Below are 26,391 nucleotides of genomic sequence, written 5' to 3'. Positions count from 1 at the left end.
AAGTGCGATCGGGCTTTAGAATAATGTTAAAGTTAATCAGCAAAGGTATTCTATCTTATTTTGTCTGTTTAAATTGTTTAAGTACCGCTAAGAGCGATCGCCCAAAACGAGTCTTTTATAAATCCCTTAACTTTTAATAAGATCTCACTTTTTTTCTTAACGACCCCGTTATACGACGATCTCTAGTGGTTTTTCGACCAGATTCATATCACGAGGCGAGGCAACATAAATGAGTCGATCGATCCATTGCTTATTTTGGTAGAGGAAGCCGCGACGAATACACTCCTTTTGCATTCCGACACTTTCAGCCAGTACAATGGATGCTTGATTATCTAGATTGATGATAGCTTCGATCCGGTGATAGCCAAGCGACTTAAACTCTGCAATTAAAGCGGCTCGAACTGCTTCCTTGCCAATGCCTTTCCGCGAATATTGATTGTGAATTTCGTATCCGATCGCTGCCCACTGATAGTTTTATATGTACCTTGCCACATGCTCTTGAATCTCGCTGTCCGTCCAGTTCTCAATATCAAGGACCGCTGTGAATGGTTCTCCGGAAATCTCCAAAACACGACAAATAGCCGGCTCTGTTTTTATACCACTTTCCTTTAGCTTTCGAACTTTCTCTGTAAAATCACTTCCTCCAATAGCTACCAAGCGCTTCATCACCTGATAATGGCGATATGCCGGCTGCTGCTTTACGGGAATTTCGGTAGCATATATCTCAAACATAAATTCATTAAAATGGAATTTTCCAACCACACGATTTTCGTACGATCGCATGCCATAGGAATCGTAGCTGGACAAGACCTTATTAAGATCTCTAATAAAAGTTTCTTGCTCCAGATAGGTACACACAATATCAATATCACTTTTATGCGTATCGAGACGGACAAAGATCGTGCTTACCACTTCCGGAGAGTAGCTCTTAAGCTTACTTAGAATTCTTGATTCTTCTATCGCTTTTTCAGCCCGAGCTATTTTGCTATTCATTCCGACCGATACCTCGATACATATAACACTACCCTTCAGCGGCAGAAGGGAGCGACCGAAATAACCGCAACTCTCAATCGTCCGCTGCAAGGAGCTTGTTGGGTGCCTAGATGGACAAATAAGCGCCTCAATATCGGGATACGAAATCATTAAAACGGAGCGCTGGCAGCCGTATTGAAATCGTCCGTCACGTTACCCGATAGCTCGATGGTGTCCGGATCTAGGACCATCACCGGGGCACCCTCTGCGAGCTCGAACTCGTCTAAATCAACCCAGATAACGTTCGGACTAGTAGTCAGCTCGAAGAAGTAGCGCTTGTTAGTGAGATTGATAGCCGTACGATACTCGGTATTGTAAATGCCAAAATCTTTGTAGGGGGCTCCGAAGGGAACAGACACATTGCGTGCGATGGCTAGGATCCCGGCAACGGCTTCACGCTCACTCGTAGGTTCTGGCAACATTGCCAAATAGTATGCAGCTCTTTGGAAGCGATCGACAGCCCTGACGTTTCCCGGCAATGGCGTCTCGCTACTGGGGTTGGAGAAATCCCGCTCCTCGAGAAGTTCAAGCTGCTCATCGTAAGTCGGATCATTCGTCATAATTTGATATTCACGCCCATGATGTACGACCGGCTTACCATCCAGGTATTCAATGATGGCGGAGTCACCATTTGCATCTTCGAGCGCCAGGTGAACCGTCGCCTTATGTCCACGGGCCTCAGCCATCACGACCTGCACAGTTTCGAGCAGAGCTAGGGCTTCGTCAACCGTTGCCGCATTATCTAAAACGAACTGCAGCCATAGCGCCGCCGTTAACCCGGGCTTACTCGAATCGCGAGTACCAAAGTCAGTAGCATTAAGGTAAAGCAGATGACCAGCCAAACCACGCTCGTTGAAGCCGTCTACGGCACCAATTCCATATACGGTGGTGACCAGACTACCGTACTTGGAGGTCCACATCGCTGGATTCTCGGTGATTACTGTCTCAGAACCTACACGGCCTCCATTGCGCTGCATACCACGGGGCAGGACAGTCAAAATGGGTTCAGTTGACTCTGGCCAGTCCATCGTTCGTCCGACTAGGACTGCCATTTCGTTGTCATTCCACAATATGCGGGTACAAGCTTCAACAGGCTGGGCGGGGACAAGTCCCACTATTAGGGATGTGAATATACCACTGATAGCTTGACAAATACCAAATCTTTTCATCATTAGTTAATATTAATGTCAATCAAGGACTATATTTGTTGTTTATTGGGCTAACTTGTGTTTGGATTTATCTTTTACACCAGTGACACAGAGGTTTATCTCAGACTGAGATAGAGAGCGAATCCCATGCACACTTCTGAGAAACTAATCAGCAACTAAGCCTATTTAACTAGCTTACTAGCAACAAAAGCAACAAAAGCAACAAAAGTAGTATACCACTATTCAAACTTAAATATATGAAGATATTCTGTCCAAATTGTAAAGTTCGATTCATCCCACCAGTCAACTGGGGACTTCTCTCACACTAAGTTAAGAATTGTGAGTGGTTGGCAAGACTGGTCAGGTTGACGCCCAACTTTATGCGGCGTTTTCAAATAGGTTGAATATCTCTGGCTGAACTGCCAATATGAGCTAGTAATAGCTCCACATCTTTATTCTGCATACCTATCAGTGCCCATTGTAACCAAACCACTCCTGCTCGAAACCGAGCTTGCTCAATTAAAGCTTCAACGCCTGAGTAGTATTTCGACATTCGTTTTAAGACTGCTTCACCGTGATTATCCAACAATGCTGCCAAATCAATCGCTGGATTACCAATTCCTGCTGTACCAAAGTCAATAGTCCCAGTGATTGCCTGTTTATCAGGATTGAACAGTATGTGGTAACAACCCAAATCACCATGAATTAGAACATTGGAGGTATCAAGGTTCAGTGTTCCGTTCACCAATGGCTCAAAATGCTCATGAACCCAATTACGTTGGTGCTTCCAAAGTTATGGAAAGACAACTTGCTGAACCTGTTCATAAAGGTCAAGCATTTCTTTTTGACTTCGCTCAGCAACGGAAGGCAGAACATTAGAGGCTGCTAGCACATCTTCAGGAATAGAGTGAAGTTGATGAAGAAATTGCCCTAACTGCTCAATTACTTTCTCTTGAACTAGGGAATTCAATTTGAATAACTGATGCCGTGAGAGGGGTTCACCCTGAATGAAGGGATAACTTATAAAATCATCCTCCACACACTTTAGTTGGGGAATCGGCAAATCAACAAATTTTTGAGCGGCCTGAAGGATTTTGATTTCTTTTTTGAGGTCTTCTCTTGCCCAGTCCGTTATTCCAAAATGACTTAATCCCAAGAGTCATCGAGGATACTGCTCTTAGCCTTGTGTCCGAAAATTGAGGTTCACTTCAACCCTCGCTTACCGGATGCGGGCGACCCTGGCATCCTAGTGATAGATTATGTTCATTCCGGTGCAGTGGGGTTGTCATACTGTGCTCCATAGATAGCAGTTGATTAATACCCAGAAGGCTTTTGAAACATACCGATAACTCGATCTATGCTCTGAGCGATCGCCAACAATTCCATTTCACGCCAACGTTTTCCCACAATTTGTATTCCAATTGGTAATCCATCCTGAGTCTGGCCAATCGGCATGATCGCAGCAGGATGCCCGCTCAGATTAAAAGGCATTGTGTAAGCTCCATTGGCAACGGCGTGGGGATAGGGTTTACCATCAACATCAACTGCACTCCATGCACGGCAATGGGTAAACGCCACAGTCGCAGCAACTGGGGTCAACCAGACATGCCACGGCTCCAACGCTTTATCCAATTGAGTGGTAAAGCGATCTCGCTCAGTCAATACCTCAAAGTATACTTTCAAACTGGGATTTAACAATTCTGGGAGAAGACGGCTGAAGTCACCTAACTTACGAAGTGAGCGATCGCCTTGAGTAGCCGTGCGAAAGATTTGGGTTAAGCTTCGACGAACGTTGTAGCGATCTACAGGTTGAGCATAGATGTTAATGTAAGCTGTCAATCGTCCATACAGATTTAATATCTGGGAAAGGTCAAAGTCTTGGGGCAGTCAAGGGTTAATTTGGACATTAGCTTGAACCAGCTTTTGCCTCGCCGCTTGCATTGCGACTCGAATTTCAGAGGCAACTGGCACCTCAGTCCATCGATCGATCCAAGCGATTTTGAGATTTGGCAGAGCCTTACCCGCAGGAATATCCAGCGGCAGAGGGGGAACATCGGGGCGGCGATCGTCGGCTCCTGCAATCAACGAAAAGCAGAGTTGCAAGTCTTCAAGCGATCGAGCAAAACAACCCACGGTAATCATTTGTCGAATACAAACTGGCATTCCAGGGACTTCTGGAATTTGTCCTGCGGTAGAAATACGGCGATCGGTCGGCTTTAGACCGTACACACCACAGAAATGAGCAGGCTGCCGAACCGAACCTGCAATATCATTCCCTAAATCTAAAGGCGATAGGCCAGCGGCAACAGCAGCAGCGCTGCCTCCGGAACTTCCTCCTGGGGTGTAGTCGAGATTCCAGGGATTATTCACCCGTGGGAAGAGGGAATTGGTGCTTTGGTAATCCCCTGCCAATTCTGCCATGTTGATTTTGACCATAATAATGGCTCCAGTTGAGCGCAACTTGGCAACAACGGTTGCATCGTGCTGGGGAATATAGTCTTTGAGGGGAATATATCCTGCCGTAGTGCGGAGTCCTGCGGTTTCAAAAATGTCCTTAATGGTGACTGGTACCCCATGTAAAGCGCCCCAGATTTCTCCATGTCCTAACGCTTCATCTGCCTGCCTGGCTCTGTCACGGGCGTTTTCTGCGTCCAGGATACAGATAGCATTCAGTTTCGAGTTATGCCTGTCAATCTGAGCAAGATGAGCATCCAGAACTTCAACCGCAGAGACTTGGCGATCGCGGATCAGCCGAGCAAGTTGATGAGCAGAGAGAAAAACCAAGTCACTCATGACTAATTTGCACCTCACCTATGGACTCTATGGCTTGATAAAGTTAATTATATTCATTTTTAGTTAAAGGTGTTAACTAAACTGTCAGCTATGGGTCGTCCTGTCAAAGAAAAATCACTCTCCCGTCAAGATGTCATTGCCGCTGCAATTTGCTGTATTGACCAAGAAGGTGCAGCAGCACTTGGAGTTAGTCGAGTGGCTCGATACTTAGGGATTAAACCTCCTGCGATCTATAAACATTTGGAAAATGGCGCAGCACTGCAACGAGCAACTGCGATCGAACTTTGGCAACAATACTTAACCCAGTTTCAGCAAACCCTCTCTGGCCAATCCATCACAACCGATTTGTTGAAACAGTTAGGGCATTTCACCCGTAGCTTTGCCAAAACTTATCCCGCTCGTTATCAAGTCATGATGCAAGTGCAACTTCGACCAACTGAGCCAGCGCAGCTGTCATCATTCAGCAAATCCTGGAGTTCCTTCGCCTCGCCTTGAATGCCTTTGAACTCAATGAGACTCAACTGATTGATGTGATGCGGATGTTAAATGCTGCAATCTATGGATTCATTGCCATTGAGCAAGCAGGGTTAATGACTTTAGAACGCTCTACCGACCAAAGCTACGATGTCATGCTAGAAGCAATAATTGCTGCGATTGAACACATTCAGAAGGGTCACGCTTGATTCCAATGAATAATCTTCCAATATTGGTTTAACCAACAAATTGGTGCAGCCCAATGCCCCCATTCATCCACCGTTAGTAACCTCTTGGACTTAGCCAACAGACTTGATGCGGCGGCGTGCAAGGGCTTGTTATGCGGCGTTTCGAGTTTACGACCCTGAGCTTACCCTTCGCCAAGATTAGACGATGGAATCACACCCAACTGCTGCATCATCGCAAAGATATCTCCTTGTCCCCAATGTTCTACGATTTTACCGTCAAAAACACGGTCAATATGGAATACTGAGAAACTAACCTGTTTTCCTGTCGGTGGAATTCCCATTAACTCTCCCCGATGGGTTCCACTAAAGGTTCCACGGGTAACAACTTTATCGACTTCGGCAATGATTTCCTCTAAACTATGGCGACCGTCCGGAAAAGCAGTAAACATCATCATTCCATACTGCATGAACGCATCATAACCATTAAGGGTATCTGTTCCCATGTCCCGACCCTTAATATCGGCAGACATCAATTTTCGCCCTAGTTCAACATCCTTCTGGTCAAAGGCTTCGTAGAATTTGAGAACAAGTGCCTTATTCTGCTCCAGTGACATAACGTTCCTCTGCGACGAAAGTGTATGCTTAGTGACTTTACTGGGCAGAAAAATCAGATTCATTGACTTGGGTTAAGTCGCTCCTTTCTCATGCACTCTTCGCTTCAATCGACTTAAGGATTCTGGCTCAATTCCCAAATGTGATGCCAAGTAGTGCTGTGGAATCCGCTGCAATAGTTCAGGTTCGTTCTTCAGGAAATTAAGGTAACGTTGCTCAGGGGAATCTCGGTAGAAGGTAAGTAGGCGATCGCGCAACTGAAATGCTAAGTCTTCCACAACAAGTCTCAGTAATTTCTGACCGTCTGGCAGGGTTTCTACAACTTCGATAGCTTGTGAATTCAGGATAAGTACCTCTGAGTCTTCGATCGCCTGACAGGAAAAGTAAGCAGGAATTTGCCGTCGAAAACTTTCGTAGTCCCCCAGCGTCGAGTGCTCAGGATGAAAAAACAATGTCAGTTCTTTGCCCTCTTTGAGAAAAAAGCTCCTCAAGCATCCGCTCACTGTTAACCCGACGAAAGGACAGATGTCACCTTCCCGAAATAGACAGTCTCCTTTCAGCACCCTTTTCGACTCCAACAGAGGTTCAATCAGTGTTGCGTCAACTTGACTTTGTGGGAAAATCTGCTGAATGAATGAGTGTAGCAGTTCATACATTTAAAGTCTGATTTAAATTTTAGTCGCTGGTATACTCCTTATTTTCTCACGGTTGTTCCAGAACTTGCTTAACGCTGACTGTCTCATCGATAACTTTCAACCTACTGCCCTGAACCAGAATTTAAGCCGCATAACGACCAAGATAACCAGTAATTCCGAAGGAATTGCCTGGTTCATCGCTTAGTTAGCAGATCTCTCGAATTCCATGAAATAATTATCTCCTTCTCCAGTATAATCAGATTTGAAATCATACCCTAAATTGCCTAGAACCTGTATATAATTACTCTTCCCAAGAGACCAATGCTCAATCACTTCGCCGCAGACCTTTCCCGTACCATATCCTTCACTCTCTCCGGTGGTGAAGACCAAAATACCGCCAATGCGAACAGATTTCGCCACTGCCGTGAATAATTTTTTTTGTTCTTTAGGTGTTAAGTGAAAAATGGATCCGAATGAAAACGCCAAATCAAATTTATCATCTGGATAGGATAAAGAAGACATAGAACCTAAAGCGCAATCAGCACCTGGGACATTTTTCTTAAATTCATCAACCATCTTACCGGACGAATCAACGCCCATATAGTATGATGAGCGATCGAAGATTCCCACTGCAATTGGAAAACCGGTTCCACACCCCAAATCAAGTATTGATAATTCACCACCAATTCTGCGCACGATCTTGAGAATTTCGGTCAGACCAATACTTGGTGACCTTTGTCCCGAATAAATTCCTGCGACTCGATTATAGACTTCAATGTTCATCACTATTTGCTAACGCTTGAGCTAAGGGGCGGCCAGCAAAGCTGGGCGTCCCGTGCGCAGCAAAAACTTGAGCGAATTGTTATGTTTCAAGTTTTTTATACATGACATAGGCATCAACCAAACCTTGCGTTGGATGATTGAAAGCTTCGGGTAATGTGCCAACTATTTCAAAGCCCAGCTTTTGCCAAAGCCTAACCGCACCATTATTGGTTGAAACTACCAAGTGTATGCATTGACCGAAACCCACGTACCAGGGCCTCTTTCTGCGAGTGCTCACACATGAGTGAGTTTTGGAACATAACGACCAAGCTCACCGGACACAGATAATCTTTGCAACTCATCAGTTAACTTGTAGCGTTCCGGTGCAGCGACCTGTTAAGTTGCGCTTCTACTCGATAGATTACTTAAGATTCTACTCATTGCATTGTCGATCATGTCAAAATTATCATTTCTTAGTAACATTTCCTCTGGCTTCTGGATATATTTGCCTTCTACTAACTCATCCGTACAATTTTTAATGATTTGCTGCACGCTGACCTTGGTTGATTCAAGGTAAAACTGCAAACCTAAGATCTTCTCGTTGTAGACAAACGCCTGGTTTTGGCAACCCTCGCTGTATGCTAGACGAGTCGCACCTTGTGGAAGGTCAAACGTATCGCCATGCCAATGAAAGACTGTAAGCTTTTGTGGTAGCGAGTCAAAGACAACAGAATTCTCAGCTTCATCAGTTATCTCAATGGGAAACCAACCAATCTCTTTATGCTGACCTTGATAAACTTTTGCACCTAAAATATCGGCAATTAACTGCGACCCAAGACAAATGCCAACGACTGTTTTATCTTGTTTAATTGCCTGTTCAATGAAGCGTTTCTCCTCGGTCAGCCAAGGGTATTTGTCATCTTCATAAATATTCATTGGTCCACCCATCACAATCAGCCAATCAATATCCTTGATTGAAGGCAAAGTCTCGTTACTATAAAATTTGGTGGCTGACAACGAGTGATTTTGATTGATTGCCCAAGATTCAATGCTGGCAAGTCCTTCAAAAGGAACGTGCTGTAAGTAATGGATTTTCACCGTATCACTCCTTCAGATCACAGACTTTTATCTTAGCGCTCCCCTAACGCCCGTACCAACTTGAACTTGAACCCTTACATGGAGCCTCAAGCTACTACCCTCATCAGCTTTCCAAGCAGCCTAACGTCTGAGATGAGTCGCCGCAGATAACCTAGAACACTCAACACATAATCTATCGGCGGTCGGCTCCATTGATTTTGTTATGCCGCGATCGCGCATTTCACTGCATGTGCTTGTTGAAGAAGGCAATGACTTTTTCAGGATCCTTTCCGAAGTAATTGTAGCCATCCTTAAAATGCCTCGTGGTGTTCTCGATCCAGAACAGTTCCTTGTCCTTACTCCCGAGGAGATCAAACGTCTTTTGGGCATCTTCTGTATTACGTGTCCAAGCATCCTCCAAGACTTGAACCATCAAAACCGGCATTTTCACTGCCGGAGCCCAATGATGAGGGGTCATCTCGGCAGCCACAAAACCGCCCATCTTTACCAATTCTAAGTCGATCGCTCCTGATATTGGCTGACTCCCTGGATCTCCGAAAATGCGTCATATATCGCCGTCATGGAAACAACCATCGGGCTGACCATGCATCTTACATTTTCAAAAAGCTCGGGCCGCTGTTGAATCGCATGGTATTGAGAGTTTCCGCCCATACACTGACTGTATAGTCCAACGGTCATCTTGCCAAGTTATGGTTGAAGATAATCAGCTTGTCGCTCCGTCCACCTTTCGCCGGAATGTACCATGCTTCCAGCGGCACGCCATCATCGGATGGTATGACTAGATCATCCCACTTAGTCATCCCGTGGTCGGCAGGATTTTTGAATATTACGCTCCTCAGCGGCTTACACACTGCGGCAAGACCTTTAACTTTTTCATAGTCTTCTTGGGAATTCGTTTAAAGCATTATTCCTATAAAACTGAAAAAAGCTACGTTAAGAAAAAAGCTACGTTAATTGGATTAAGCGCTACATCTTATTTCATAATAGACTTTATCGGAATTAATGGAGAAAGTGAGGTGAAAGCTTTACTAGCCAAGGCTTTTGAGTTTTTGACATTAATAATAGCGAAAAGCCTTGTCCAGCAAGGAAATTAGGCAAATTTTTTGGTTATTTCCGATAAAGTCTAATAAACGGCATCCTAGAGAAATGAGTGGAAGAGAAATTGAAGAATTTTTAACTCATTTAGCAGTCAAAGAAAACGTAGCTGCATCTACTCAAAATCAAGCTTTAAATGCAATTTTATTTTTGTATAGAGAAGTTCTCAAGCAAGAATTAGATTTAAAAGTTAATGTTTTTCCCCAATATTTGACCATTTAAAACCAGTTACAAGAGTGCGAACATGAATACAGAGGCGATCGCCTTATCAAATAAATGTAACTAAGTGTTAAGAAAAGCGGATTTTTCTACACGAATTAGCTGAAAGTATGTAAAAACCAGTAGTGTTTGCAGAAGTCTAGCTGTCAACTAGTATATTAATACTCTATAAACCAACTACTGAGTCAAAATCTAGTACATGGTTCATATCAAGCGCATTGAACTATCCCATTTTAAATCTTTTGGCGGTACGACAAAAATACCGATATTACCTGGTTTTACGGTGGTTTCGGGACCAAATGGTTCGGGAAAGTCTAATATCTTAGATGCGCTGCTATTTTGTCTCGGTTTGGCTAGTTCTAAGGGGATGCGCGCCGATCGTTTGCCCGATTTGATCAATCACAAGCAGATTAGTAACGGCAATGGCAAAGCCGCGGAAACCATTGTTTCGGTAACCTTCGATCTTTCAGATTTAGGAGACTTGACGGATACGGTTACTACGGCTTCAGAAATAGATCTCGTATCTTCAGCAGAGTTAGAAGCATTGGAAAGTAGCACTAACGGCAAGGAGAATGGCAATGGTTATCATCAGGATCTCGAACTAGATTTAGAACAGGATGAGCCAGAAGTTGAGACGGCCAATGAAGATAAAAAACTAGTGGCGATCGCCAATGACGGTGCTTGGGAATGGAAGGTAACGAGGCGGTTGCGGGTAGGTAGAAAGGGTAATTACTCTTCGACTTTTTATATTAACGACGCAGTGGCTTCGGCTACAGAAGTACACGAACAGTTAGAGAAATTAAGAATTTATCCCGAAGGATACAACGTCGTGCTGCAAGGAGACGTTACTCGGATTATTACAATGAATTCGCGGGAGAGACGAGAAATTATCGACGAACTGGCGGGAGTCGCAGCATTCGATCGCAAAATCGAGCAGACGCGGCATACATTAGATAAAGTGCGGGAAAGAGCTGAAAAATGCCAAATTATCGCTCAAGAACTCGTTGTCAATCGCGATCGCCTGGCTGCAGATCGGGTAAAAGCTGAAAAATACCGCAAGCTGAAAGAGAAAATTCAGCAGCTGCAACAGCAGGAAATAGTGCTCGAGTGGCGATCGCTTCTACAGCAGCAGCAAGAGGTACAAGAAGCATTTAATGATGGAGAAACCATAGCAGTAGGGTTAAAGGCAGAGTTAGATCGACTCGATACCGAGATTCTGGAAAAGACGAGAGAACTAGAAGAATTAAATGCACGAGTAAAAGCATTAGGAGAAGACGAACAGTTATCGGTAGCTTCAGACTTGGCAACTCAAAAAGCCAAACGCCATCAGCTACAGCAACAACGAGACGAGTTAGCCAATACCAGCCAACAAAAACAGTTATCTCTAGTACAAACCCAACAAAATTTAGAAGAATATCGACGGGAAATAATTCAAATAACCAGTGAGAAAAACAAATTTAGCCAACAAACTATTCCCGTGCTGGCAAATGAAGTAACTGAGGCTAGGGCAACCGTCGCTAAAAGCAAAGAAAATGCCAATGCGATCGCCGCCGCTTCTGAAACCTGGGTACGAGAACAAGCCAATCTTACCCGTCAGGTTACGGCAATTCAAAATACCCTCAATCCCCAACAGACAGAACGAGCCAGAATTAGTGAAAGATTAGATCGCTTGGAACAAGGTATTAGCCAGCAAAGCGAGTTATTGGCAGCTACAGAAGGCGAACTGGCTACCAAACAAGCAGAGTTAACCACTTTATCGAATCAGCTAGAGCGATCGACAATAACCATTACAGAACTAGCCCAACAGCTAGCTGATGCCGAAAGCGATCGCAGCATTCGCGAAGCAACCCAACAGCGTCTTGTAAACGAACAACGAGACAAACAGCGTTTCTTAGACAAATTAGAAGCAACTAAGCAAGCGCAGCAAGAAATACAGGGAACCTATGCCAGCAAAATTATTTTAAACTCTAGTTTATCTGGAGTTCATGGTTTGGTAGTGCATTTAGGACAGGTAGAGTCTCGTTACCAACTGGCTTTAGAAACAGCTGCGGGGGGAAGACTGGGTTTTATCGTCGTGGAAAACGATCGCGTTGCCGCAGAAGGGATCGAATTATTAAAAAGACAGCGTGGCGGCAGGGCAACTTTTTTACCCCTCAATAAAATAAATCCTCCGAGTCTGGGCAATACGGCAACGATGCGCTTCGGCAGGGGATTTATCGATCTGGCGGTTAATTTGGTTAACTGTGACTCTCGCTACGACCAGATCTTTGCTTACGTTTTTGGCAATACTGTAGTTTTTGATACTCTCGATAACGCGCGATCGCAGCTAGGAAAATATCGTATCGTCACTTTAGAAGGGGAAATCTTAGAGGCTAGCGGCGCAATGACGGGAGGAAGTAAATCTTCTCGCTCTAGTTTACACTTTGGTAATGTTGCGACCAAAGAAACCGATGCGGCAGAAGCAATCAAAGGTCGCTTGACAGAACTAGACTCCATCATATCAGCTAACGATCGAACAATAGCCGAACTTACGGTTCGAGTCAAGAATCTCGGCGAAAATTTAACCGAAGTCAGACAATTTGCCAGAGAACAACAGCTACGGCAACAACAGTTAGAAACCGAAATTAACAGGCTGACCCAACAGAAAAAATTATCGACCGACCAGTTATATTTAAATCGTCAGGAAAGAGAATCTATCCAGTCGCGCTTACAGATTTTAGCAACGACTATTGCCGACAATGAAGCTCAATTACAAAAATACCAGCAGCAGCTAGTTAAGTTAGAAGAATCTCATTCACAAAGTGAATGGCAACAGGTTCAAGCATTAATTAATAGTCAGGAAAATGATTTACAGCAACGCGAACGGAATCTCAGACAGGCAGAAGATCGACTTCGAGATTTGAGCGAGCGAGAACAGCGACATAGCGACAAGTCTGCCGCAGCAGAAAATTATATCTCCGAACTACAAACAGAGCGAGAAACAATTAACCAACGTCGAGCGGCGATCGAGCAAGAACTAAGCGAAATCGAACGAAAAATAACCGCAGCCGAAGCCGAACTGCAACAGCTATCAGAGAAGTTAGGAACTACCAAACAAAAACGCGATCGCAGCGAACAAACTCTCAAACAATCGCGCGAGTCTCATCAACAGCGAACCTGGCAATTAGAAAAGTTACGAGAAACACAACGAGAAAGACAAACTACCTTACAGGCTCTGCAGCAACAAATAGCCGAAAAAGAAAAAGAATTACCGGATCCAATTCCCGAATTTCAGTTAGAAAACCAAACAGAAGAAGCGATCTCTAATAATTTATCAGAAAGACTAGAACAGCTACAAAAACAAATTCGCAACGGACAAAAACGCCTCGAAGCAATGGAACCTGTAAATATGTTGGCGTTGGAAGAATACGAACAAACCGAAGCCAGATTACAGGAATTATCGGAAAAATTAGATACTATCGAAGCAGAAAGAACCGAATTATTACTTCGAGTAGAAAAATTTACTACTTTACGGATGCAGGCTTTTAAAGAAGCCTTTGATGCTGTCAATGAAAACTTTAAGACTATTTATGCCGAACTATCCGATGGTGACGGACACCTACAATTAGAAGACGAAAACGATCCTTTTAACGGTGGTTTAAATCTCGTCGCCCATCCCAAAGGCAAACCCGTACAAAGACTTAGCTCCATGTCTGGAGGAGAAAAATCTCTAACTGCTTTGGGCTTTATTTTTTCCCTACAAAAATATCGTCCATCGCCTTTTTATGCCTTCGATGAAGTCGATATGTTTCTCGATGGAGCTAATGTTGAAAAACTATCTCGCATGGTAAAAAAACAGGCGCAAGAAGCACAGTTTATCGTCGTAAGTTTGCGTCGTCCGATGATTGAGGCTTCGGAAAGAACTATCGGCGTAACCCAAGCTAGAGGCGCACATACTCAGGTATTGGGAATTAAAATGAAGTAATCTCTGAAAGGTAAAATACCGCTGAGAGTCAGAGGTTACTCCGCCGTGGAACGACGAGCCTGTCTTGACGGACGTTCCCGTATCGGAGGAAACCGAGTTGCTCCGCAAACGCAACCATCGGGCTTCCGTCGCTGCTCTGACCGTTGGTCAAGTTTTGAGTCAAAAATTTGGTGCTATGTTTGCGTTTTCAAGACTAGTATCAATTGAGCACATTGAGAAAAATAGATAGGAATGAGCAAACCGCCGCTCTTAGTAGGCTATTGGCTTGTTAGACGGCAAGATTGAGGTTCAAACATTTGACTTAAACAACAATAATGTTGTTAAACTAAGAACTAATTACTTAAACAACAAAAATATTGTTTAAGTCTGCAACGATAACTTTTAGCAACTTCACAGAAAAACAGGCTGTATTTTGTTGCTCTAGCTTCAAACATTCAAATCGATAATTATTCCCCGATGGTCAGGAGGATTTCATTCAATGAGCGAGTTACAGAATTCTAATCTAGCTACAGAACGTAGTTTAAAAACCATGAAAAACTTTGCCCAAAAGTATGCAGAACGAACTAACACCTACTTTTGTGTCGATTCATCGATTACGGCTGTCGTCATTGAAGGACTAGCCAAACACAAAGACGATTTTGGCTCTCCATTGTGTCCCTGTCGTCATTATGAGGACAAAGAAGCCGAAGTAAAAAGCACCTATTGGAACTGTCCCTGTGTTCCCATGCAAGAACGTAAAGAATGTCACTGTATGTTGTTTTTGACTCCAGATAACGAGTTTGCTGGCGATCGCCAAGACATTACCCTTGAGGAAATTAGAGCAACTACAAACGGCGAGTTTTAACCCCTAAAACTTAAGGCATCAGGCGATTTAGATATGTAGCAAAAAGAAACCAAATAAGAAATTAACTAATCGTAGCGTAAAAGCTATTAGCAATCGCCAAAGTTTGAATTTACGTCTCTCGATTGAATTTACCGACAAAATGACACCGATTGACAATACGATCGACAATTCTCACCAGGCTCTCGACCAAAATAACTCCTACCAAATTACCAACAAGCAAACTACTGAAGACAAAAAAAGATTAGCCAATGTTGAATCTAATTATTCTCGAATACTCACTGAGAATCATCAATCTTCTCAAGATTTAGTTGGCAATTATTTACGAACCATTGGTCGGATTCCCTTGTTGAGTGGAGAAGAAGAAATCGAACTCAGTCGCCAAGTTGCAGATTTGCTCGAATTCGAACGAATTCGTCAACAATTAATTGAAAAATTAGGGCGACAGCCAAGCGATCGCGAATGGGCGCAAGCAATGAATATGATGCTGCCCGAATTTCATCGTCGTTTGCACCGATCGCGACGTGCGAAAAACAAAATGATTAGTGCAAATTTGCGCTTGGTAGTTTTTATTGCCAAAAAATATCTTCGGCGCGGACTTTCGTTAGAAGATTCGATCCAGGAAGGTAATTTGGGTCTGATTCGAGCAGTGGAAAAATTCGACCCAGAGAAAGGTTATAAGTTTTCTACCTATGCTTACTGGTGGATTCGCCAATCGATAACCAAAGCTACTGCCGAACAATCTCGAACTATTCGTCTGCCGAGTCATATTTACGATAAGCTCGCGTCGATTAGAAAAGCCTTCAAGCTTTTGTCTCAAAAACTCAAGCGTCAACCCGATGAAGTAGAAATGGCAGAATATCTCGATATAACTGTTAAAAAATTAAGATTTCTGCTGAGAGTGACTCAAGCTCCTTTTTCTCTGGAAAATCCCATCGATCGCGATGAAGATTCTCGACTGCTGGGTGAAGGTATTGAATCAGAACTACCAACACCAGAAGAGTGGATCGTCAAAGAACTAATCCGTGAAGAAGTAGCAAGTATTTTGGATTGTCTTAGCGATCGAGAACGAGATGTTCTACGTCTGCGTTATGGTCTCGATGGCGGAATGATTATGACCCCGTCAGAAGTAGCTCGGATGCTCGATTTAAGTCAAAAAGAGGTTAACCGAATTAGAGCAGGAGCTATGAACAAGCTGCGCTGTCTCTACGGTGATTCTGACAGCAAAGATTACTTAGTTTAACTTTGCAAGAATCAAAAATATCATTTAGACTCTACAGTTCCTGAATATAGCGATCGCCGCTTACCGATTGTTTTGGCTGAACCCCAATCGCTGTTTGCCAGTGCTTTAAATGCGATCGTTTGGGCAGTAGCCTCAAAAACAACCATTGCCTCGCTCAAATCATGTTAATGCGGATATATAGTATTATTCACATATCTCCCTTGCTTCTTGTAAATCGAGAAAACTTTCAGCTCTAAATTGGAGACAAGAATGTCAATTCAATTGCCATCAAATTCCGACACCGACCGGGGCAATTACTCTTATCATCAACTTGCCGCCACAGAAGTTGTCGAACATTTCAGTAGTGATGCGGAACGAGGCTTATCGCCAGAAGAAGTTGCCAGTCGCTACGAAAAGTATGGCTGGAACGAACTGAAATTTAAGTCTGGGAAACCAGCATGGCTGAAATTTTTGTTGCAGTTTCATCAACCATTACTTTATATCTTGTTGCTGGCAGGAGCTATTAAAGCAATCTTAGGTTCGTGGACAAATGCTGCGGTTATCTGGGGTGTAACGGTAATTAATGCAATTATTGGCTACGTACAGGAAGCTCAAGCGGAAGGAGCGATCGCTTCTTTGGCTAAAACCGTAACTACAGAAGTAAATGTGCTGCGAGAGGGGCAAACCTTACGGATTCCTTCTCAGGATTTAGTACCGGGAGATATAGTCTTGTTGGCATCTGGGGATAAAGTTCCCGCGGACCTAAGACTGCTAAAGATTCGTAATTTACAGGTGGATGAGTCTGCCCTCACAGGAGAATCAGTACCAGTCACTAAATCAACTCAACTCATATCACCAGATACTCCTCTCGCAGAAAGAACTAACATGGCTTATGCGGGAAGTTTTGTTACCTTTGGGCAGGGTAAGGGAATAGTTGTCGCCACCGCAAATGATACCGAAGTCGGGAAAATCTCTCAGGCAATGGAAAATCGAGTCAGTCTCAGTACGCCCCTAACTCGTAAGTTTGCCAAATTTAGCCGTACTCTTCTATATGCAGTGCTGACTCTGGCAACTCTGACTTTGGCGGTTGGTTTGGGGCAGGGAGAATCATGGCTCTATATGTTTGAAGCGACTGTAGCACTAGCGGTCAGTGCCATTCCCGAAGGATTACCCGCAGTAGTCACTATTACCCTAGCAATTGGAGTCAATCGTATGGCACGTCGTCATGCCATCATTCGCAAATTACCAGCAGTGGAAGCTTTGGGGAGTGCTACCGTTATTTGTTCCGATAAAACGGGAACTTTGACGGAAAATCAAATGACAGTTCAGAGTATTTACTTGAGAGATGAGTATTATACCGTCAGTGGTAGTGGCTATAGTCCCAAAGGAGAAATTTGTTTGTTAGTTGCTGGTAAGCGTACCAGCCCCCTTGTAGATGGACTACCACCAGGCTTAGAAGAATGTCTGGTGGCGGGGGTACTCTGTAATGATTCCCAATTAAAACATACTGGCGAAGATTGGTCGGTTGTCGGGGATCCCACCGAAGGGGCACTAATTGCCGCAGCAGCAAAAGCCAGTTTGAGCCAGTCTGGTCTAAATTCTGCCAAACCGCGATTGGACTCGATTCCCTTTGAATCGGAATATCAATACATGGCAACGTTGCACGATACCGCAACTCCTGTAATTTATGTTAAAGGGTCGGTAGAGTCGTTAATCGGTCGTTGTACTCAGATGCTCGACAGCAATGGTCAGATTGTGGCGTTCGCTCCTCAAAAAATCGAGCGATCAGTCGAAGCTATGGCACAACAAGGATTACGGGTGCTAGCCTTTGCCAAAAAAGAACCTTTGCCCCATCAACATTCATTAGAACACGAAGATATCGCAACAGACCTGGTATTTTTGGGATTGCAAGGAATGATCGATCCGCCTCGTCCAGAAGCGATTGCTGCCGTCCATGCCTGTCAGGCTGCCGGTATCAACGTAAAAATGATCACTGGCGATCATATCACTACCGCACGAGCGATCGCCGAACGGATGGGTCTGCAAAAATCTGGGCGAGTTTTAGCTTTTGAAGGGCAACAATTATTACAAATGGAGAAGCATGAAATTGCTAGAGCAGTAGAAGATGGAGTTGTGTTTGCCAGAGTTGCCCCTGCCCAGAAACTGCAATTAGTCGAAGCACTCCAGTCTAAGGGCGAAATTGTGGCAATGACTGGAGATGGAGTCAATGATGCTCCCGCTCTCAAGCAAGCAGATATTGGGATTGCGATGGGGAAGGGAGGGACGGAAGTGGCACGAGAATCGGCGGATATGCTCTTGACAGACGATAACTTTGCCTCTATCGAGGCTGCGGTAGAGGAAGGTCGTACGGTCTACCGCAATCTGCGTAAAGCGATCGCTTTTCTTTTACCGGTTAATGGTGGTGAATCCATGACCATTCTAATTAGTGCTTTGCTAGCCAGGGATTTACCAATTCTCTCCCTACAAGTACTCTGGCTCAACATGATTAACTCCATTACCATGACTGTTCCCCTCGCTTTTGAACCCAAATCTCAGGGAATTATGCAACAGCCACCGAATAATCCCCACGAACCCTTGCTCAACCGTAAATTATTCAGCCGTATCTTAGTCGTGTCAATCTTTAACTGGATTTTGATTTTTGGGATGTTTGAGTGGGCTAAATCCGTCACGGGAGATATTACGGTTGCTCGTACCATGGCAATTCAAGCACTGGTGGCAGCTAGGATTGTCTATCTGGTAAGTATTAGCCAATTGGGAATTAGTCTAGCCGCCTGGATCCGCCGTAGGAGGACATCTATTATTAACGCACCGATTCTAATTATCGGTATTTTGGCTGCTGTTATCTTACAAATTATTTTTAGTCAGTGGGGAGTGATGAACGCTCTCTTTGAAACCGCACCACTAACCTTAGATCGTTGGTTGGTCTGTTTGCTACCTATGCTTCCTATGATACCGATGGCAATTTGGGCACACTTTATCGATCCACCTCAAACAAAAACCGCAGCTAATCGATAATAATTTAATTATTAGAATCAAAGCGATCGCGCTATAAATATAAACAACTAGCAAAATTCTGAGCTCACCATACTATGGTTGGATCGTCATCTAAACTAATCACTCTGAAAGAGTTTTTGGAACTACCCGAAACTAAACCTCCTAGTGAATATATTGGCAGACAAATTATTCAAAAACCAATGCCTCAAGGAGAACATAGCGCGATTCAAACTGAACTGGCTGCGGCACTTAATGCTAATTTCAAAACTCAAAAAATTGCTCGTGCTTTCTGCGAACTTAGATGTACATTTGGCGATCGCTCTATCGTACCCGATATAACCATATTTGTTTGGGACAGAATACCTCGCCAAGAAAATGGCAGAATACTCAATGCTTTTGACATAGCCACTAATTGGACTATTGAAATTTTATCTCCTCAGCAAAGCCAAACCAAAGTTACTCGAAACATTATTCACTGTTTGCGCAATGGTACACAACTAGGATGGCTAATCGACCCTCGAGAACAGTCCGTACTAGTTTCGTACTAGTTTATTATCCTCAGCAACTACCTGAGTTTTTTGAAGCCGAAAACGATATTTTGCCCGTTCCAGAATTTGCTAAAAGTTTTCGATTAAAGTTAAAAGAATTATTTAGTTGGCTACAGCAGTAGTATACTAGTAGTATAATTTTAAATTTATTACTCATCAAACAGAATCATCATCGCTTTTCAAGTTTTCTAATAATTCTCTCCAATTAGTTTCACCAACGTTTTCAGTTTCGCTAACTTCAAAAGTTTTATTAACCGCTTCGGGTATGGTAATTGCTTCGGTACACAGTTGCGCGATCGCATCTCGACTTACTTGTCCGGTTAAATTATCCCCTTGTTCGGCATATAAAATTTTGTCTCCAGGTTTTTCCGTTAGGGCGCAAGGACGTATTATCGTATAGGTAAGTCCGCTAGATTTAATTATTTCTTCTCCTCGTAACTTCCAGGTTAGAATTCCTCCCAATTGCTCGTTCATTCTTACGGCTGGTGGTTGAGATTCTAAGTCGATTCCAGGGCGATTGGGGCGGGTTACTCCTGCCGAACTAACCATGACAAACTGAGGTGTAGCTTTACTGCCATAGGCTTTAATATGCTCTACTTCTATAGCGAAATTCCCCGCTTCAAACTTAGGATTTAATTCCCCGTCATATTCAAACTTACTCAACATCAACTGCATCGCATAAATCTTGCTCGTATTTAATTTTGCTTCGGGTACGGTTTTGGCACGAAATACGGGTATTAAATCTGCAAAAGGAATCCGAACTGTGGTTGGATAATTATGTACCGTGTCAAAAGAATAGCTGTAGCCAATTCCATCCCAGTTATCTTCACCGCGCAGGATAAACTTGTAGCGTAAGCCATCTCCCCTTACTTTGAGTTCTATTCCTTCATAGTCCGATAAATTGAAGGGGGGTTCAAAATTGCGCGTGCGGGTAGAGGCAAAACCACCATTGTTATCGGTAGAAACGATTCCTGAAAAGACTGCTTTGCCATCTACTAGACGAATCTTACTTTGGCTGACTCCTCCCATAACCCCATCATTAACTATCCCCCAGTCTTGAACGTTGACAGCAGGATCGGCAAAATCAAAAATAACTCGATCTCTAGAGTTTGGCAGATGTTGTTTCACTACTTCTACTAAGTTTTTTATCCCCCGATACTCCACTTGTTCGGGACTGTCAGCAACTTCGGGCAGATAAAATTTGATTCCCTGATAGTATTTCTCTCGCGTTGAAGTATCCCCTTCAACTGGCTGTACTTTCGTTCCCGTACAACAAATGACTGCTGTAACTCCAGCCATCATCTCTGGTTTGAGAGTTACGGGAATGGTAATATCGGCTTCAAATAGGTTTACCTGGCTAGCCAACATTTCTTTAGCTTTTGCTGCGTCTCTGACTAAAGCCGTTACCGAATAACCATCGTTCAAAAGGCGACTTACTACGCGTTTGCCTACGCCACCAGTGGCACCTGCTACTAATACTCTGTTCATTGCTACCTTATGTATCTTTTGCCTCTCATCTTCAGCTTAGGATACTTTAGTAAGTTTTGAAGCTTTTGCCGCGATCGCGCGACTTTACTGATTTTATTCGCCTAGGTCACATAAAATCAAACAGTCGAATTAATACCGATCGAGGTAGAAATTTTTTTGAATATCGTTGCTATAAGTAAATAAATAAACAAGATTGCTAGAATCATGACTATTGTTGTTGCCTTTTTCTCGCTTCGTCCACTCAACGACCCCGTAGCGGTTTTTCTTTCGATTTTAGTAATCATGTTAGTTGCGCCTCTGTTATTCGAGCGGCTACAGCTTCCTGGAATTGTGGGCTTGATTATAGCGGGGGTAGTGGTCGGTCCTGAAGGCATTGGGCTTCTAGAACGCAGTAGTAATATTATTCTTCTAGGTACGGTGGGCTTGTTGTTTCTCATGTTTATGGCAGGGTTGGAAACTAGCCTAGACAACCTCAAAAATAATGGAGATAAAGCAGTTGTTTTTGGCATGGCAACTTTTATCGCACCCATGATTCTGGGGACAGTTGCCATGATGCTAGTTGGCTATGGTTTTTTAGCGGCGGTTTTAGTAGCTTCCTGTTTTGCTTCCCATACTCTGCTGGCGTTACCCATTCTTTCTAAACTAGGGATTATGCGTACTCCTGCGGTCAATATGACTTTGGGAGGAACTTTAATTACTAATGTTTTAGGTTTATTAGTACTGGCGATCGTCGTCAAAGCCCACTCTGGAGAATTAACCCTCGGTTTTTGGCTCTTTCTCATCCCTGCCCTGACAATTTTACCTTGGCGACTTTATGGAGCGTACCCAAAATTGGTCGCTGGTTTTTTCATCGATTCGGACATGATGAAAGTGCCGAGTTTATTTTTGTACTGGCTAGTTTGTTTGTCGTATCATACGTTGCCGGACTAATCGAAATCGAACCAATTATCGGAGCATTTCTCGCCGGAATTGCTCTGACCCCCTTGATTCCCCAATTGAGTCCGTTGATGAATCGAATTCAATTTATTGGTAATACTCTATTCGTGCCGTTTTTCTTAATTTCGGTAGGAATGTTAATCGATCCTGCAATTTTAATTCGCGAACCACAATCGTTGCTAATTGCAGGAGTAATGATTGCTGCCGAATTAATTGCTAAGTTTATCGCCGCTTGGGGTGCAGGTAAATGGTTCAAACTCAAGTTTCCAGGCGTGATGGTAATGTTTGGTCTATCCATCGCTCAAGCCGCCTCTACTCTGGCTGCTGCCACAGTTGCCTATGAAATCGAACTAATCGATCGCGCTACCGTTAACGGAATTGTGGCGATGATCCTTTTTACCTGTATTGCTTCTCCCTGGATTACTGAAAAGTGGGGCAAACAGCTTAACCCAGCCACAGACAATACTCCTGTACCCCAAAAAAGTTCATCAATCTCTCAAAGAGTTCTAATCCCCGTCTCCAGCCCCAACACGGAGGACAACTTATTAAATTTGGCTTTAATTTTATCCAAAGCAGCCCAAGGCACTCTCCTACCTCTCCATGTCTTGAGCGATCGCGAAGCACTAGGGGACAATCTGACTAATCCGATTACTCCAGAAGCGCGGCTACAACAAACACAGCTACTTGCCGCAGCCGAAACTATCGCTCATGCTGCTAACGCTAAGGTAGAAACTATCGGTAGAGTTGACGATCGCATCGATCGCGGTATCGTACGTACCGCAGTAGAACGCAATGCCTCTCTGATTGTTTGTGGTTGGAAAGGTTACTCTACCTATCGGGAAAACTTTTTTGGCGGAACTCTCGATAATGTAGCGATGAGAGCTTCCGTACCAGTTTTAATTGCTCGTTTCACCCAACCGATTGCCACTACCGCTAGAGTTTTTCTAGCCATAACTAAACGACAAGCTCTTTCTACAGAATTCGAGTCAATTCTTAACATTGCTAAACTCATGGCTGCCGAACTTAAAGCTAGTCTTCAAATTTTAGTAATATTTAACCACAAGCAAAGCCAACTATCGCCAGTAGCAAGAGCTCAACTTACCCAAAATACTTTTATCGCTCAGGCGCAGGGTAACTTTATCGAACAAGTTTCCAGTCGAATTCATCGCAACGATCTATTACTCCTAGTGGTCAATACTTCCAAACAAAAATTACATGGACGCTCGGCAGTAGGAGCAATTCCCGAAGCACCCGCCCGTTCTCATCGCGATAACTCGGTTGTAGTGCTGCATTTTGCGAATTAATACCAAAGGCAAAAAAATATCCGATCGCGATCAAGTTAGCGATAATAGGTAATGCCGCGATATTTTAACTGGATACTTTGAGATTTTTGGCGATCGTTACCAATTAATTCGCAAGAATTTTTATCGAGTTTTGCTTCTAAATGCCAACAAAACTCGAACAGTTCGACGCGAAAATCTAATTGCCACAAACTTTCTAATTTTGAAACTTTATATTGATGCCAAAATTTAGCAGGATGAAAAAAAATTTTAGAGCTATCTCGGTAAAATAATTGCTTGATATATTGGCAGAGGGGAAACTTAATCGTGTTTCGGTCAAAAGCGATCGAGTAACTTTGTCTGTCAGTAGGCATCAAATTGCCTTTGTTTTTCGGGGAATGGCTAGTATAGCGCACTCCTCGATATCTTAATTCCATGATACTCACCTTAAGATATTTTGGCTTAGAGGCACGTTCCTTCGGGATTATTCCTTACTTCCGTCTCCAGGCTATTTTGCCTTTCCAAGAGATGAACGATATGATAAATATTTCATTACTATGCTATGCGATCTCCAAACACTTTTGGTATCAATCATAAGGTGGAAAAAAAGCCATATTTATGACAATTTTACCTAGCTAAAAAATTCAGATTAATTTAATTATTTGCTACACACGAGCCAAGTATGAAAGTCAGTATAGAGTCAGCCCTTAGTGATGCTCATCTCGACGCACGGCAGAAAAATACTCAGCGTCAGTTATCCCTGGCGATCTCGGCAATTGCTGAAGAGCAAGATTATCGGCTTCCTCTCAATCTCTGCTTAGTTCTCGATCGCAGTGGTTCGATGGCAGAAAAGCCTTTAGAATCAGTCAAACAAGCGGCGATCGCCATTAGCCAACGACTCGAACCGAGCGATCGTTTGAGTGTGGTTTCCTTCAATCATCAAGCTAAAGTTATAGTTTCCAATCAGTTAGTTAATAACTCCGCTCAAATCGCACGGCAAATAAATCTCATGGTGGCGGATGGAGGAACGGCGATCGATGAGGGAATGCTGTTAGGCATTCAGCAAGCTGCCAAGGGCAAACAAAATTGTCACACTCGGATTTTTTTACTCACCGATGGAGAAAACGAACATGGCAATAGTGAACGCTGTTTAAAATTGGCGCAGCTCGCCTCAGAGTACCAGATGACTATCGACACCTTGGGATTTGGAGAACACTGGAATCCCAGCTTACTAGAACGAATTGCGGACTCGGCAAAAGGAACTTTGGTATATATCGAGCAGCCAGAACTAGCACTAACTGAATTTGAAAAGCTATTTATGCGCGCTCGTTCCGTCGGTCCGATCGATGCTAATTTAAATGTAGAGTTAATGCCCAGAGTTAGGCTGGCTGAATTTAAACCAGTGGCACAGGTGGCACCAGAAATTATCGAACTGCCTGTAAAATTAGAAGGCAATCATTTTGGCTTGCATCTAGGAGACTTAAACTTCGATCGCCCGCGAGTAATCTTAATGAATCTATATATCGACCGACTGTCTCCAGGAACCTATCAAATTGCTTCTGTTCGTCTGTGCTATGACGATCTAATTTCAGGTCGCGAGCGAGTCTACTCGGATTTAATCCCCATAGCGATAGAATCTCAAGCCAAATACGAGCCTGCTATTAGCCAATCGGTTCGTAACTCAATTCTAACTCTAGCTAAATACCGCCAGACTCAAATAGCCGAAACCAAACTACAACAGGGAGATCTTATAGGAGCCGCTACTATGCTTGAAACTGCAGCTAAAACCTGTTTACAGTTGGGAGATGAATCGGGGGCTACGATTTTACAATTTAATTCTACTTGTCTACAACAGGGTAATGAACTATCATTAGGCGATCGCAAAAAAAACTTGATGGTTGCTAAAACCATTCTCGAACCATAAAAGAACCATAAAAAAAGTAGAAAGTAGCAACTAGCAAGTTAAGCTAATGTACCTTTTACCTCCGATTATTTTTTCCCATCGATACTATGTCTCGCGCTAAAGCCCTACAGTCATATATCCTAGTCCGTTTGCTGCTCGCTCCTTTAATGTTACTGACCATCGCTACTTTAGTATTCTTATTATTGAGAGCGACACCGGGAGATCCTGCCGATGCTATTTTGGGCACTCGCGCACCCGAAGTCGCCAAAGCCGCATTGCGATCGCAACTGGGTCTAGACGAGCCGCTCTGGCAACAGTATTTGGATTACCTCAAAAGTTTGCTAGGTTTCGATTTGGGTAGTTCTCTTACCAGTCGGGGTTTGTCGGTATGGGAAGTCATCAAAGAATATTTTCCTGCTACTGTCGAACTAACTTTTTGCAGCATGGTAGTAGCGGTAATTATTGGGGTAGGAGTCGGGGTGATTTCTGCTGCGTTACCAGGCACTTGGTTCGATGTCGGCGGTAGATTATTTGGCATTATTACTTATTCTTTACCCTTGTTTTGGGTGGGAATGGTATTACAGTTAATTTTTGCCGTTCGCTTGGGTTGGTTTCCCCTAGGTACGCGCTTTCCCGTCAATGCTGGCACTCCCCCTACAGTGACCGGTTTATATCTGCTCGATAGCGCGCTCGCCGGTAACTGGGAAATGTTAGGCAATACTCTGTATTATTTGGCATTACCCAGCATTACTTTGGGAGTTTTACTGAGTGGCATCTTCGAGCGGATCGTCAGAGTCAACCTCAGACAAACCCTCCAAGCTGATTATGTCGAGGCAGCTAGAGCTCGAGGCATTCCCGAACCGACGATTTTGCTCGCGCATGCTTTGAAAAATGCGATGATTCCCGTGATTACCGTCTTGGGGTTAACTTTTGCCGCACTCCTGAGCGGTGCGGTATTGACTGAAGTAACTTTTTCTTGGCCGGGATTGGGCAATCGTTTGTATGAGGCGATTTCTTTACGAGATTATCCCACAGTACAGGGCATAATGGTATTTTTTGGCGCGATCGTAGTGGTTGCCAGTATTGCGATCGATATTATCAACGCCTGCATCGATCCGCGAATACGTTACTAACTGCA

General features: G+C 43.7%; 23 protein-coding genes, 4 pseudogenes and 1 riboswitch. Of the genes and pseudogenes, 13 read left to right on the top strand and 14 right to left on the bottom strand.

The features are described 5' to 3' along the window. Positions 1 to 168 precede the first annotated feature (168 nt). The 5 genes and pseudogenes from ACLFKQ_RS10735 to ACLFKQ_RS10715 all read right to left on the bottom strand — a co-directional run bounded on the left by ACLFKQ_RS10735 (position 169) and on the right by ACLFKQ_RS10715 (position 4,973). On the bottom strand, positions 169 to 456 hold the full coding sequence (locus tag ACLFKQ_RS10735; protein WP_449000332.1) for a GNAT family N-acetyltransferase: 288 nt from the start codon (positions 454 to 456) through the stop codon (positions 169 to 171). Between the two features lie 18 nt (positions 457 to 474). Continuing rightward, positions 475 to 993, bottom strand: a complete 519-nt coding sequence (locus ACLFKQ_RS10730; RefSeq protein ID WP_448999814.1) for a DUF4269 domain-containing protein — start codon at positions 991 to 993, stop codon at positions 475 to 477. A 149-nt stretch (positions 994 to 1,142) separates the two neighbouring features. Then, on the bottom strand, positions 1,143 to 2,201 hold the full coding sequence (locus ACLFKQ_RS10725; protein ID WP_449000331.1) for a linear amide C-N hydrolase: 1,059 nt from the start codon (positions 2,199 to 2,201) through the stop codon (positions 1,143 to 1,145). 370 nt (positions 2,202 to 2,571) lie between these two features. Then, a pseudogene (locus ACLFKQ_RS10720) lies at positions 2,572 to 3,336 on the bottom strand (phosphotransferase family protein). Between the two features lie 158 nt (positions 3,337 to 3,494). After that, positions 3,495 to 4,973, bottom strand: a pseudogene (locus tag ACLFKQ_RS10715) (amidase). A gap of 69 nt (positions 4,974 to 5,042) precedes the next feature. Here ACLFKQ_RS10715 and ACLFKQ_RS10710 point away from each other — a divergent pair. Both ACLFKQ_RS10710 and ACLFKQ_RS10705 read left to right on the top strand, forming a co-directional pair. Further along, positions 5,043 to 5,468, top strand: coding sequence for a TetR/AcrR family transcriptional regulator (locus tag ACLFKQ_RS10710; RefSeq protein ID WP_448999813.1), 426 nt, complete (start codon positions 5,043 to 5,045; stop codon positions 5,466 to 5,468). Next, positions 5,465 to 5,656: a TetR-like C-terminal domain-containing protein gene (locus tag ACLFKQ_RS10705; protein WP_448999812.1), complete on the top strand. Its 192-nt coding sequence runs from the start codon at positions 5,465 to 5,467 to the stop codon at positions 5,654 to 5,656. The genes ACLFKQ_RS10710 and ACLFKQ_RS10705 overlap by 4 nt, the downstream gene beginning before the upstream one ends. Positions 5,657 to 5,817: 161 nt before the next feature. On the opposite strand, the gene ACLFKQ_RS10700 is transcribed toward ACLFKQ_RS10705, so the two are convergent. The 6 genes and pseudogenes from ACLFKQ_RS10700 to ACLFKQ_RS10675 all read right to left on the bottom strand — a co-directional run bounded on the left by ACLFKQ_RS10700 (position 5,818) and on the right by ACLFKQ_RS10675 (position 9,223). After that, positions 5,818 to 6,249 (bottom strand): ester cyclase, encoded by a 432-nt coding sequence (locus ACLFKQ_RS10700; RefSeq protein WP_448999811.1) that lies wholly within the window; start codon positions 6,247 to 6,249, stop codon positions 5,818 to 5,820. Positions 6,250 to 6,321: 72 nt separating this feature from the next. Continuing rightward, entirely contained in the window at positions 6,322 to 6,903 is a 582-nt protein-coding gene (locus ACLFKQ_RS10695; protein ID WP_448999810.1) for a Crp/Fnr family transcriptional regulator, read from the bottom strand. A 180-nt stretch (positions 6,904 to 7,083) separates the two neighbouring features. Then, complete coding sequence (locus ACLFKQ_RS10690) at positions 7,084 to 7,665, bottom strand: class I SAM-dependent DNA methyltransferase (protein ID WP_448999809.1); 582 nt, start codon at positions 7,663 to 7,665, stop codon at positions 7,084 to 7,086. A 79-nt stretch (positions 7,666 to 7,744) separates the two neighbouring features. Further along, positions 7,745 to 7,952: pseudogene (locus ACLFKQ_RS10685) on the bottom strand (N-acetyltransferase family protein); the annotation flags it as partial. Between the two features lie 88 nt (positions 7,953 to 8,040). After that, a complete protein-coding gene (locus ACLFKQ_RS10680; RefSeq protein WP_448999808.1) occupies positions 8,041 to 8,742 on the bottom strand; it encodes a type 1 glutamine amidotransferase in 702 nt (233 codons plus the stop codon). Between the two features lie 220 nt (positions 8,743 to 8,962). After that, the gene (locus ACLFKQ_RS10675; RefSeq protein WP_448999807.1) at positions 8,963 to 9,223 is read right to left on the bottom strand and encodes a hypothetical protein; all 261 of its coding nucleotides are present in this window, start codon (positions 9,221 to 9,223) and stop codon (positions 8,963 to 8,965) included. Positions 9,224 to 9,626: 403 nt separating this feature from the next. Between ACLFKQ_RS10675 and ACLFKQ_RS10670 the strand changes: the two genes are divergently transcribed. The 5 genes from ACLFKQ_RS10670 (at position 9,627) to ACLFKQ_RS10650 (ending at position 16,104) form a co-directional block, all read left to right on the top strand. Then, on the top strand, positions 9,627 to 9,836 hold the full coding sequence (locus tag ACLFKQ_RS10670) for a hypothetical protein (protein WP_449000360.1): 210 nt from the start codon (positions 9,627 to 9,629) through the stop codon (positions 9,834 to 9,836). Then, entirely contained in the window at positions 9,817 to 10,059 is a 243-nt protein-coding gene (locus tag ACLFKQ_RS10665; protein ID WP_448999806.1) for a phage integrase N-terminal SAM-like domain-containing protein, read from the top strand. Before ACLFKQ_RS10670 ends, ACLFKQ_RS10665 begins: the two co-directional genes overlap by 20 nt. A 196-nt stretch (positions 10,060 to 10,255) precedes the next feature. Continuing rightward, positions 10,256 to 14,020, top strand: coding sequence for a chromosome segregation protein SMC (gene smc / locus ACLFKQ_RS10660; protein WP_448999805.1), 3,765 nt, complete (start codon positions 10,256 to 10,258; stop codon positions 14,018 to 14,020). 478 nt (positions 14,021 to 14,498) lie between these two features. After that, positions 14,499 to 14,864, top strand: coding sequence for a ferredoxin-thioredoxin reductase catalytic domain-containing protein (locus tag ACLFKQ_RS10655; protein ID WP_448999804.1), 366 nt, complete (start codon positions 14,499 to 14,501; stop codon positions 14,862 to 14,864). A 103-nt stretch (positions 14,865 to 14,967) separates the two neighbouring features. Then, a complete protein-coding gene (locus ACLFKQ_RS10650) occupies positions 14,968 to 16,104 on the top strand; it encodes a sigma-70 family RNA polymerase sigma factor (RefSeq protein WP_448999803.1) in 1,137 nt (378 codons plus the stop codon). Positions 16,105 to 16,124: 20 nt separating this feature from the next. Here the strand turns inward: ACLFKQ_RS10650 and ACLFKQ_RS10645 are convergent, their stop codons facing one another. After that, the gene (locus ACLFKQ_RS10645) at positions 16,125 to 16,250 is read right to left on the bottom strand and encodes a hypothetical protein (protein WP_448999802.1); all 126 of its coding nucleotides are present in this window, start codon (positions 16,248 to 16,250) and stop codon (positions 16,125 to 16,127) included. 103 nt (positions 16,251 to 16,353) lie between these two features. On the opposite strand from ACLFKQ_RS10645, the gene ACLFKQ_RS10640 reads away from it, so the two are divergent. Both ACLFKQ_RS10640 and ACLFKQ_RS10635 read left to right on the top strand, forming a co-directional pair. Next, on the top strand, positions 16,354 to 19,119 hold the full coding sequence (locus ACLFKQ_RS10640; protein WP_448999801.1) for a cation-transporting P-type ATPase: 2,766 nt from the start codon (positions 16,354 to 16,356) through the stop codon (positions 19,117 to 19,119). A gap of 74 nt (positions 19,120 to 19,193) precedes the next feature. Next, positions 19,194 to 19,768, top strand: a pseudogene (locus tag ACLFKQ_RS10635) (Uma2 family endonuclease). 34 nt (positions 19,769 to 19,802) lie between these two features. Here the strand turns inward: ACLFKQ_RS10635 and ACLFKQ_RS10630 are convergent. Next, complete coding sequence (locus ACLFKQ_RS10630) at positions 19,803 to 21,134, bottom strand: CIA30 family protein (RefSeq protein ID WP_448999800.1); 1,332 nt, start codon at positions 21,132 to 21,134, stop codon at positions 19,803 to 19,805. 204 nt (positions 21,135 to 21,338) lie between these two features. Here ACLFKQ_RS10630 and ACLFKQ_RS10625 point away from each other — a divergent pair, with 204 nt between their 5' ends. Both ACLFKQ_RS10625 and ACLFKQ_RS10620 read left to right on the top strand, forming a co-directional pair. After that, positions 21,339 to 22,064: a cation:proton antiporter gene (locus tag ACLFKQ_RS10625; RefSeq protein ID WP_448999799.1), complete on the top strand. Its 726-nt coding sequence runs from the start codon at positions 21,339 to 21,341 to the stop codon at positions 22,062 to 22,064. Next, positions 22,034 to 23,374, top strand: a complete 1,341-nt coding sequence (locus ACLFKQ_RS10620) for a universal stress protein (protein WP_448999798.1) — start codon at positions 22,034 to 22,036, stop codon at positions 23,372 to 23,374. Before ACLFKQ_RS10625 ends, ACLFKQ_RS10620 begins: the two co-directional genes overlap by 31 nt. 35 nt (positions 23,375 to 23,409) lie before the next feature. On the opposite strand, the gene ACLFKQ_RS10615 is transcribed toward ACLFKQ_RS10620, so the two are convergent. Further along, complete coding sequence (locus tag ACLFKQ_RS10615) at positions 23,410 to 23,787, bottom strand: hypothetical protein (RefSeq protein WP_448999797.1); 378 nt, start codon at positions 23,785 to 23,787, stop codon at positions 23,410 to 23,412. A 30-nt stretch (positions 23,788 to 23,817) separates the two neighbouring features. Beyond that, positions 23,818 to 23,887, bottom strand: a riboswitch (Glutamine riboswitch). A gap of 145 nt (positions 23,888 to 24,032) precedes the next feature. Between ACLFKQ_RS10615 and ACLFKQ_RS10610 the strand changes: the two genes are divergently transcribed. Then, positions 24,033 to 25,274, top strand: coding sequence for a vWA domain-containing protein (locus tag ACLFKQ_RS10610; RefSeq protein WP_448999796.1), 1,242 nt, complete (start codon positions 24,033 to 24,035; stop codon positions 25,272 to 25,274). Positions 25,275 to 25,360: 86 nt separating this feature from the next. Further along, a complete protein-coding gene (locus ACLFKQ_RS10605) occupies positions 25,361 to 26,386 on the top strand; it encodes an ABC transporter permease (RefSeq protein WP_448999795.1) in 1,026 nt (341 codons plus the stop codon). Positions 26,387 to 26,391: the final 5 nt, after the last annotated feature.

The sequence above is a fragment of the Myxosarcina sp. GI1(2024) genome (genome assembly GCF_053543375.1).
Note: the sequence above shows the minus strand (reverse complement) of the source record. Positions and strands in the feature narration are given on the sequence as shown.

Bases quoted from the DNA above. Each gene is read 5' to 3' on its own strand.
- ACLFKQ_RS10730 (WP_448999814.1), bottom strand. From the start codon at position 993: ATGAATAGCAAAATAGCTCGGGCTGAAAAAGCGATAGAAGAATCAAGA.
- ACLFKQ_RS10725 (WP_449000331.1), bottom strand. From the start codon at position 2,201: ATGAAAAGATTTGGTATTTGTCAAGCTATCAGTGGTATATTCACATCC.
- ACLFKQ_RS10700 (WP_448999811.1), bottom strand. From the start codon at position 6,249: ATGTCACTGGAGCAGAATAAGGCACTTGTTCTCAAATTCTACGAAGCC.
- ACLFKQ_RS10695 (WP_448999810.1), bottom strand. From the start codon at position 6,903: ATGTATGAACTGCTACACTCATTCATTCAGCAGATTTTCCCACAAAGT.
- ACLFKQ_RS10690 (WP_448999809.1), bottom strand. From the start codon at position 7,665: ATGAACATTGAAGTCTATAATCGAGTCGCAGGAATTTATTCGGGACAA.
- ACLFKQ_RS10675 (WP_448999807.1), bottom strand. From the start codon at position 9,223: ATGGGCGGTTTTGTGGCTGCCGAGATGACCCCTCATCATTGGGCTCCG.
- smc (WP_448999805.1), top strand. From the start codon at position 10,256: ATGGTTCATATCAAGCGCATTGAACTATCCCATTTTAAATCTTTTGGC.
- ACLFKQ_RS10655 (WP_448999804.1), top strand. From the start codon at position 14,499: ATGAGCGAGTTACAGAATTCTAATCTAGCTACAGAACGTAGTTTAAAA.
- ACLFKQ_RS10645 (WP_448999802.1), bottom strand. From the start codon at position 16,250: ATGGTTGTTTTTGAGGCTACTGCCCAAACGATCGCATTTAAAGCACTG.
- ACLFKQ_RS10640 (WP_448999801.1), top strand. From the start codon at position 16,354: ATGTCAATTCAATTGCCATCAAATTCCGACACCGACCGGGGCAATTAC.
- ACLFKQ_RS10630 (WP_448999800.1), bottom strand. From the start codon at position 21,134: ATGAACAGAGTATTAGTAGCAGGTGCCACTGGTGGCGTAGGCAAACGC.
- ACLFKQ_RS10625 (WP_448999799.1), top strand. From the start codon at position 21,339: ATGACTATTGTTGTTGCCTTTTTCTCGCTTCGTCCACTCAACGACCCC.
- ACLFKQ_RS10615 (WP_448999797.1), bottom strand. From the start codon at position 23,787: ATGGAATTAAGATATCGAGGAGTGCGCTATACTAGCCATTCCCCGAAA.
- ACLFKQ_RS10610 (WP_448999796.1), top strand. From the start codon at position 24,033: ATGAAAGTCAGTATAGAGTCAGCCCTTAGTGATGCTCATCTCGACGCA.
- ACLFKQ_RS10605 (WP_448999795.1), top strand. From the start codon at position 25,361: ATGTCTCGCGCTAAAGCCCTACAGTCATATATCCTAGTCCGTTTGCTG.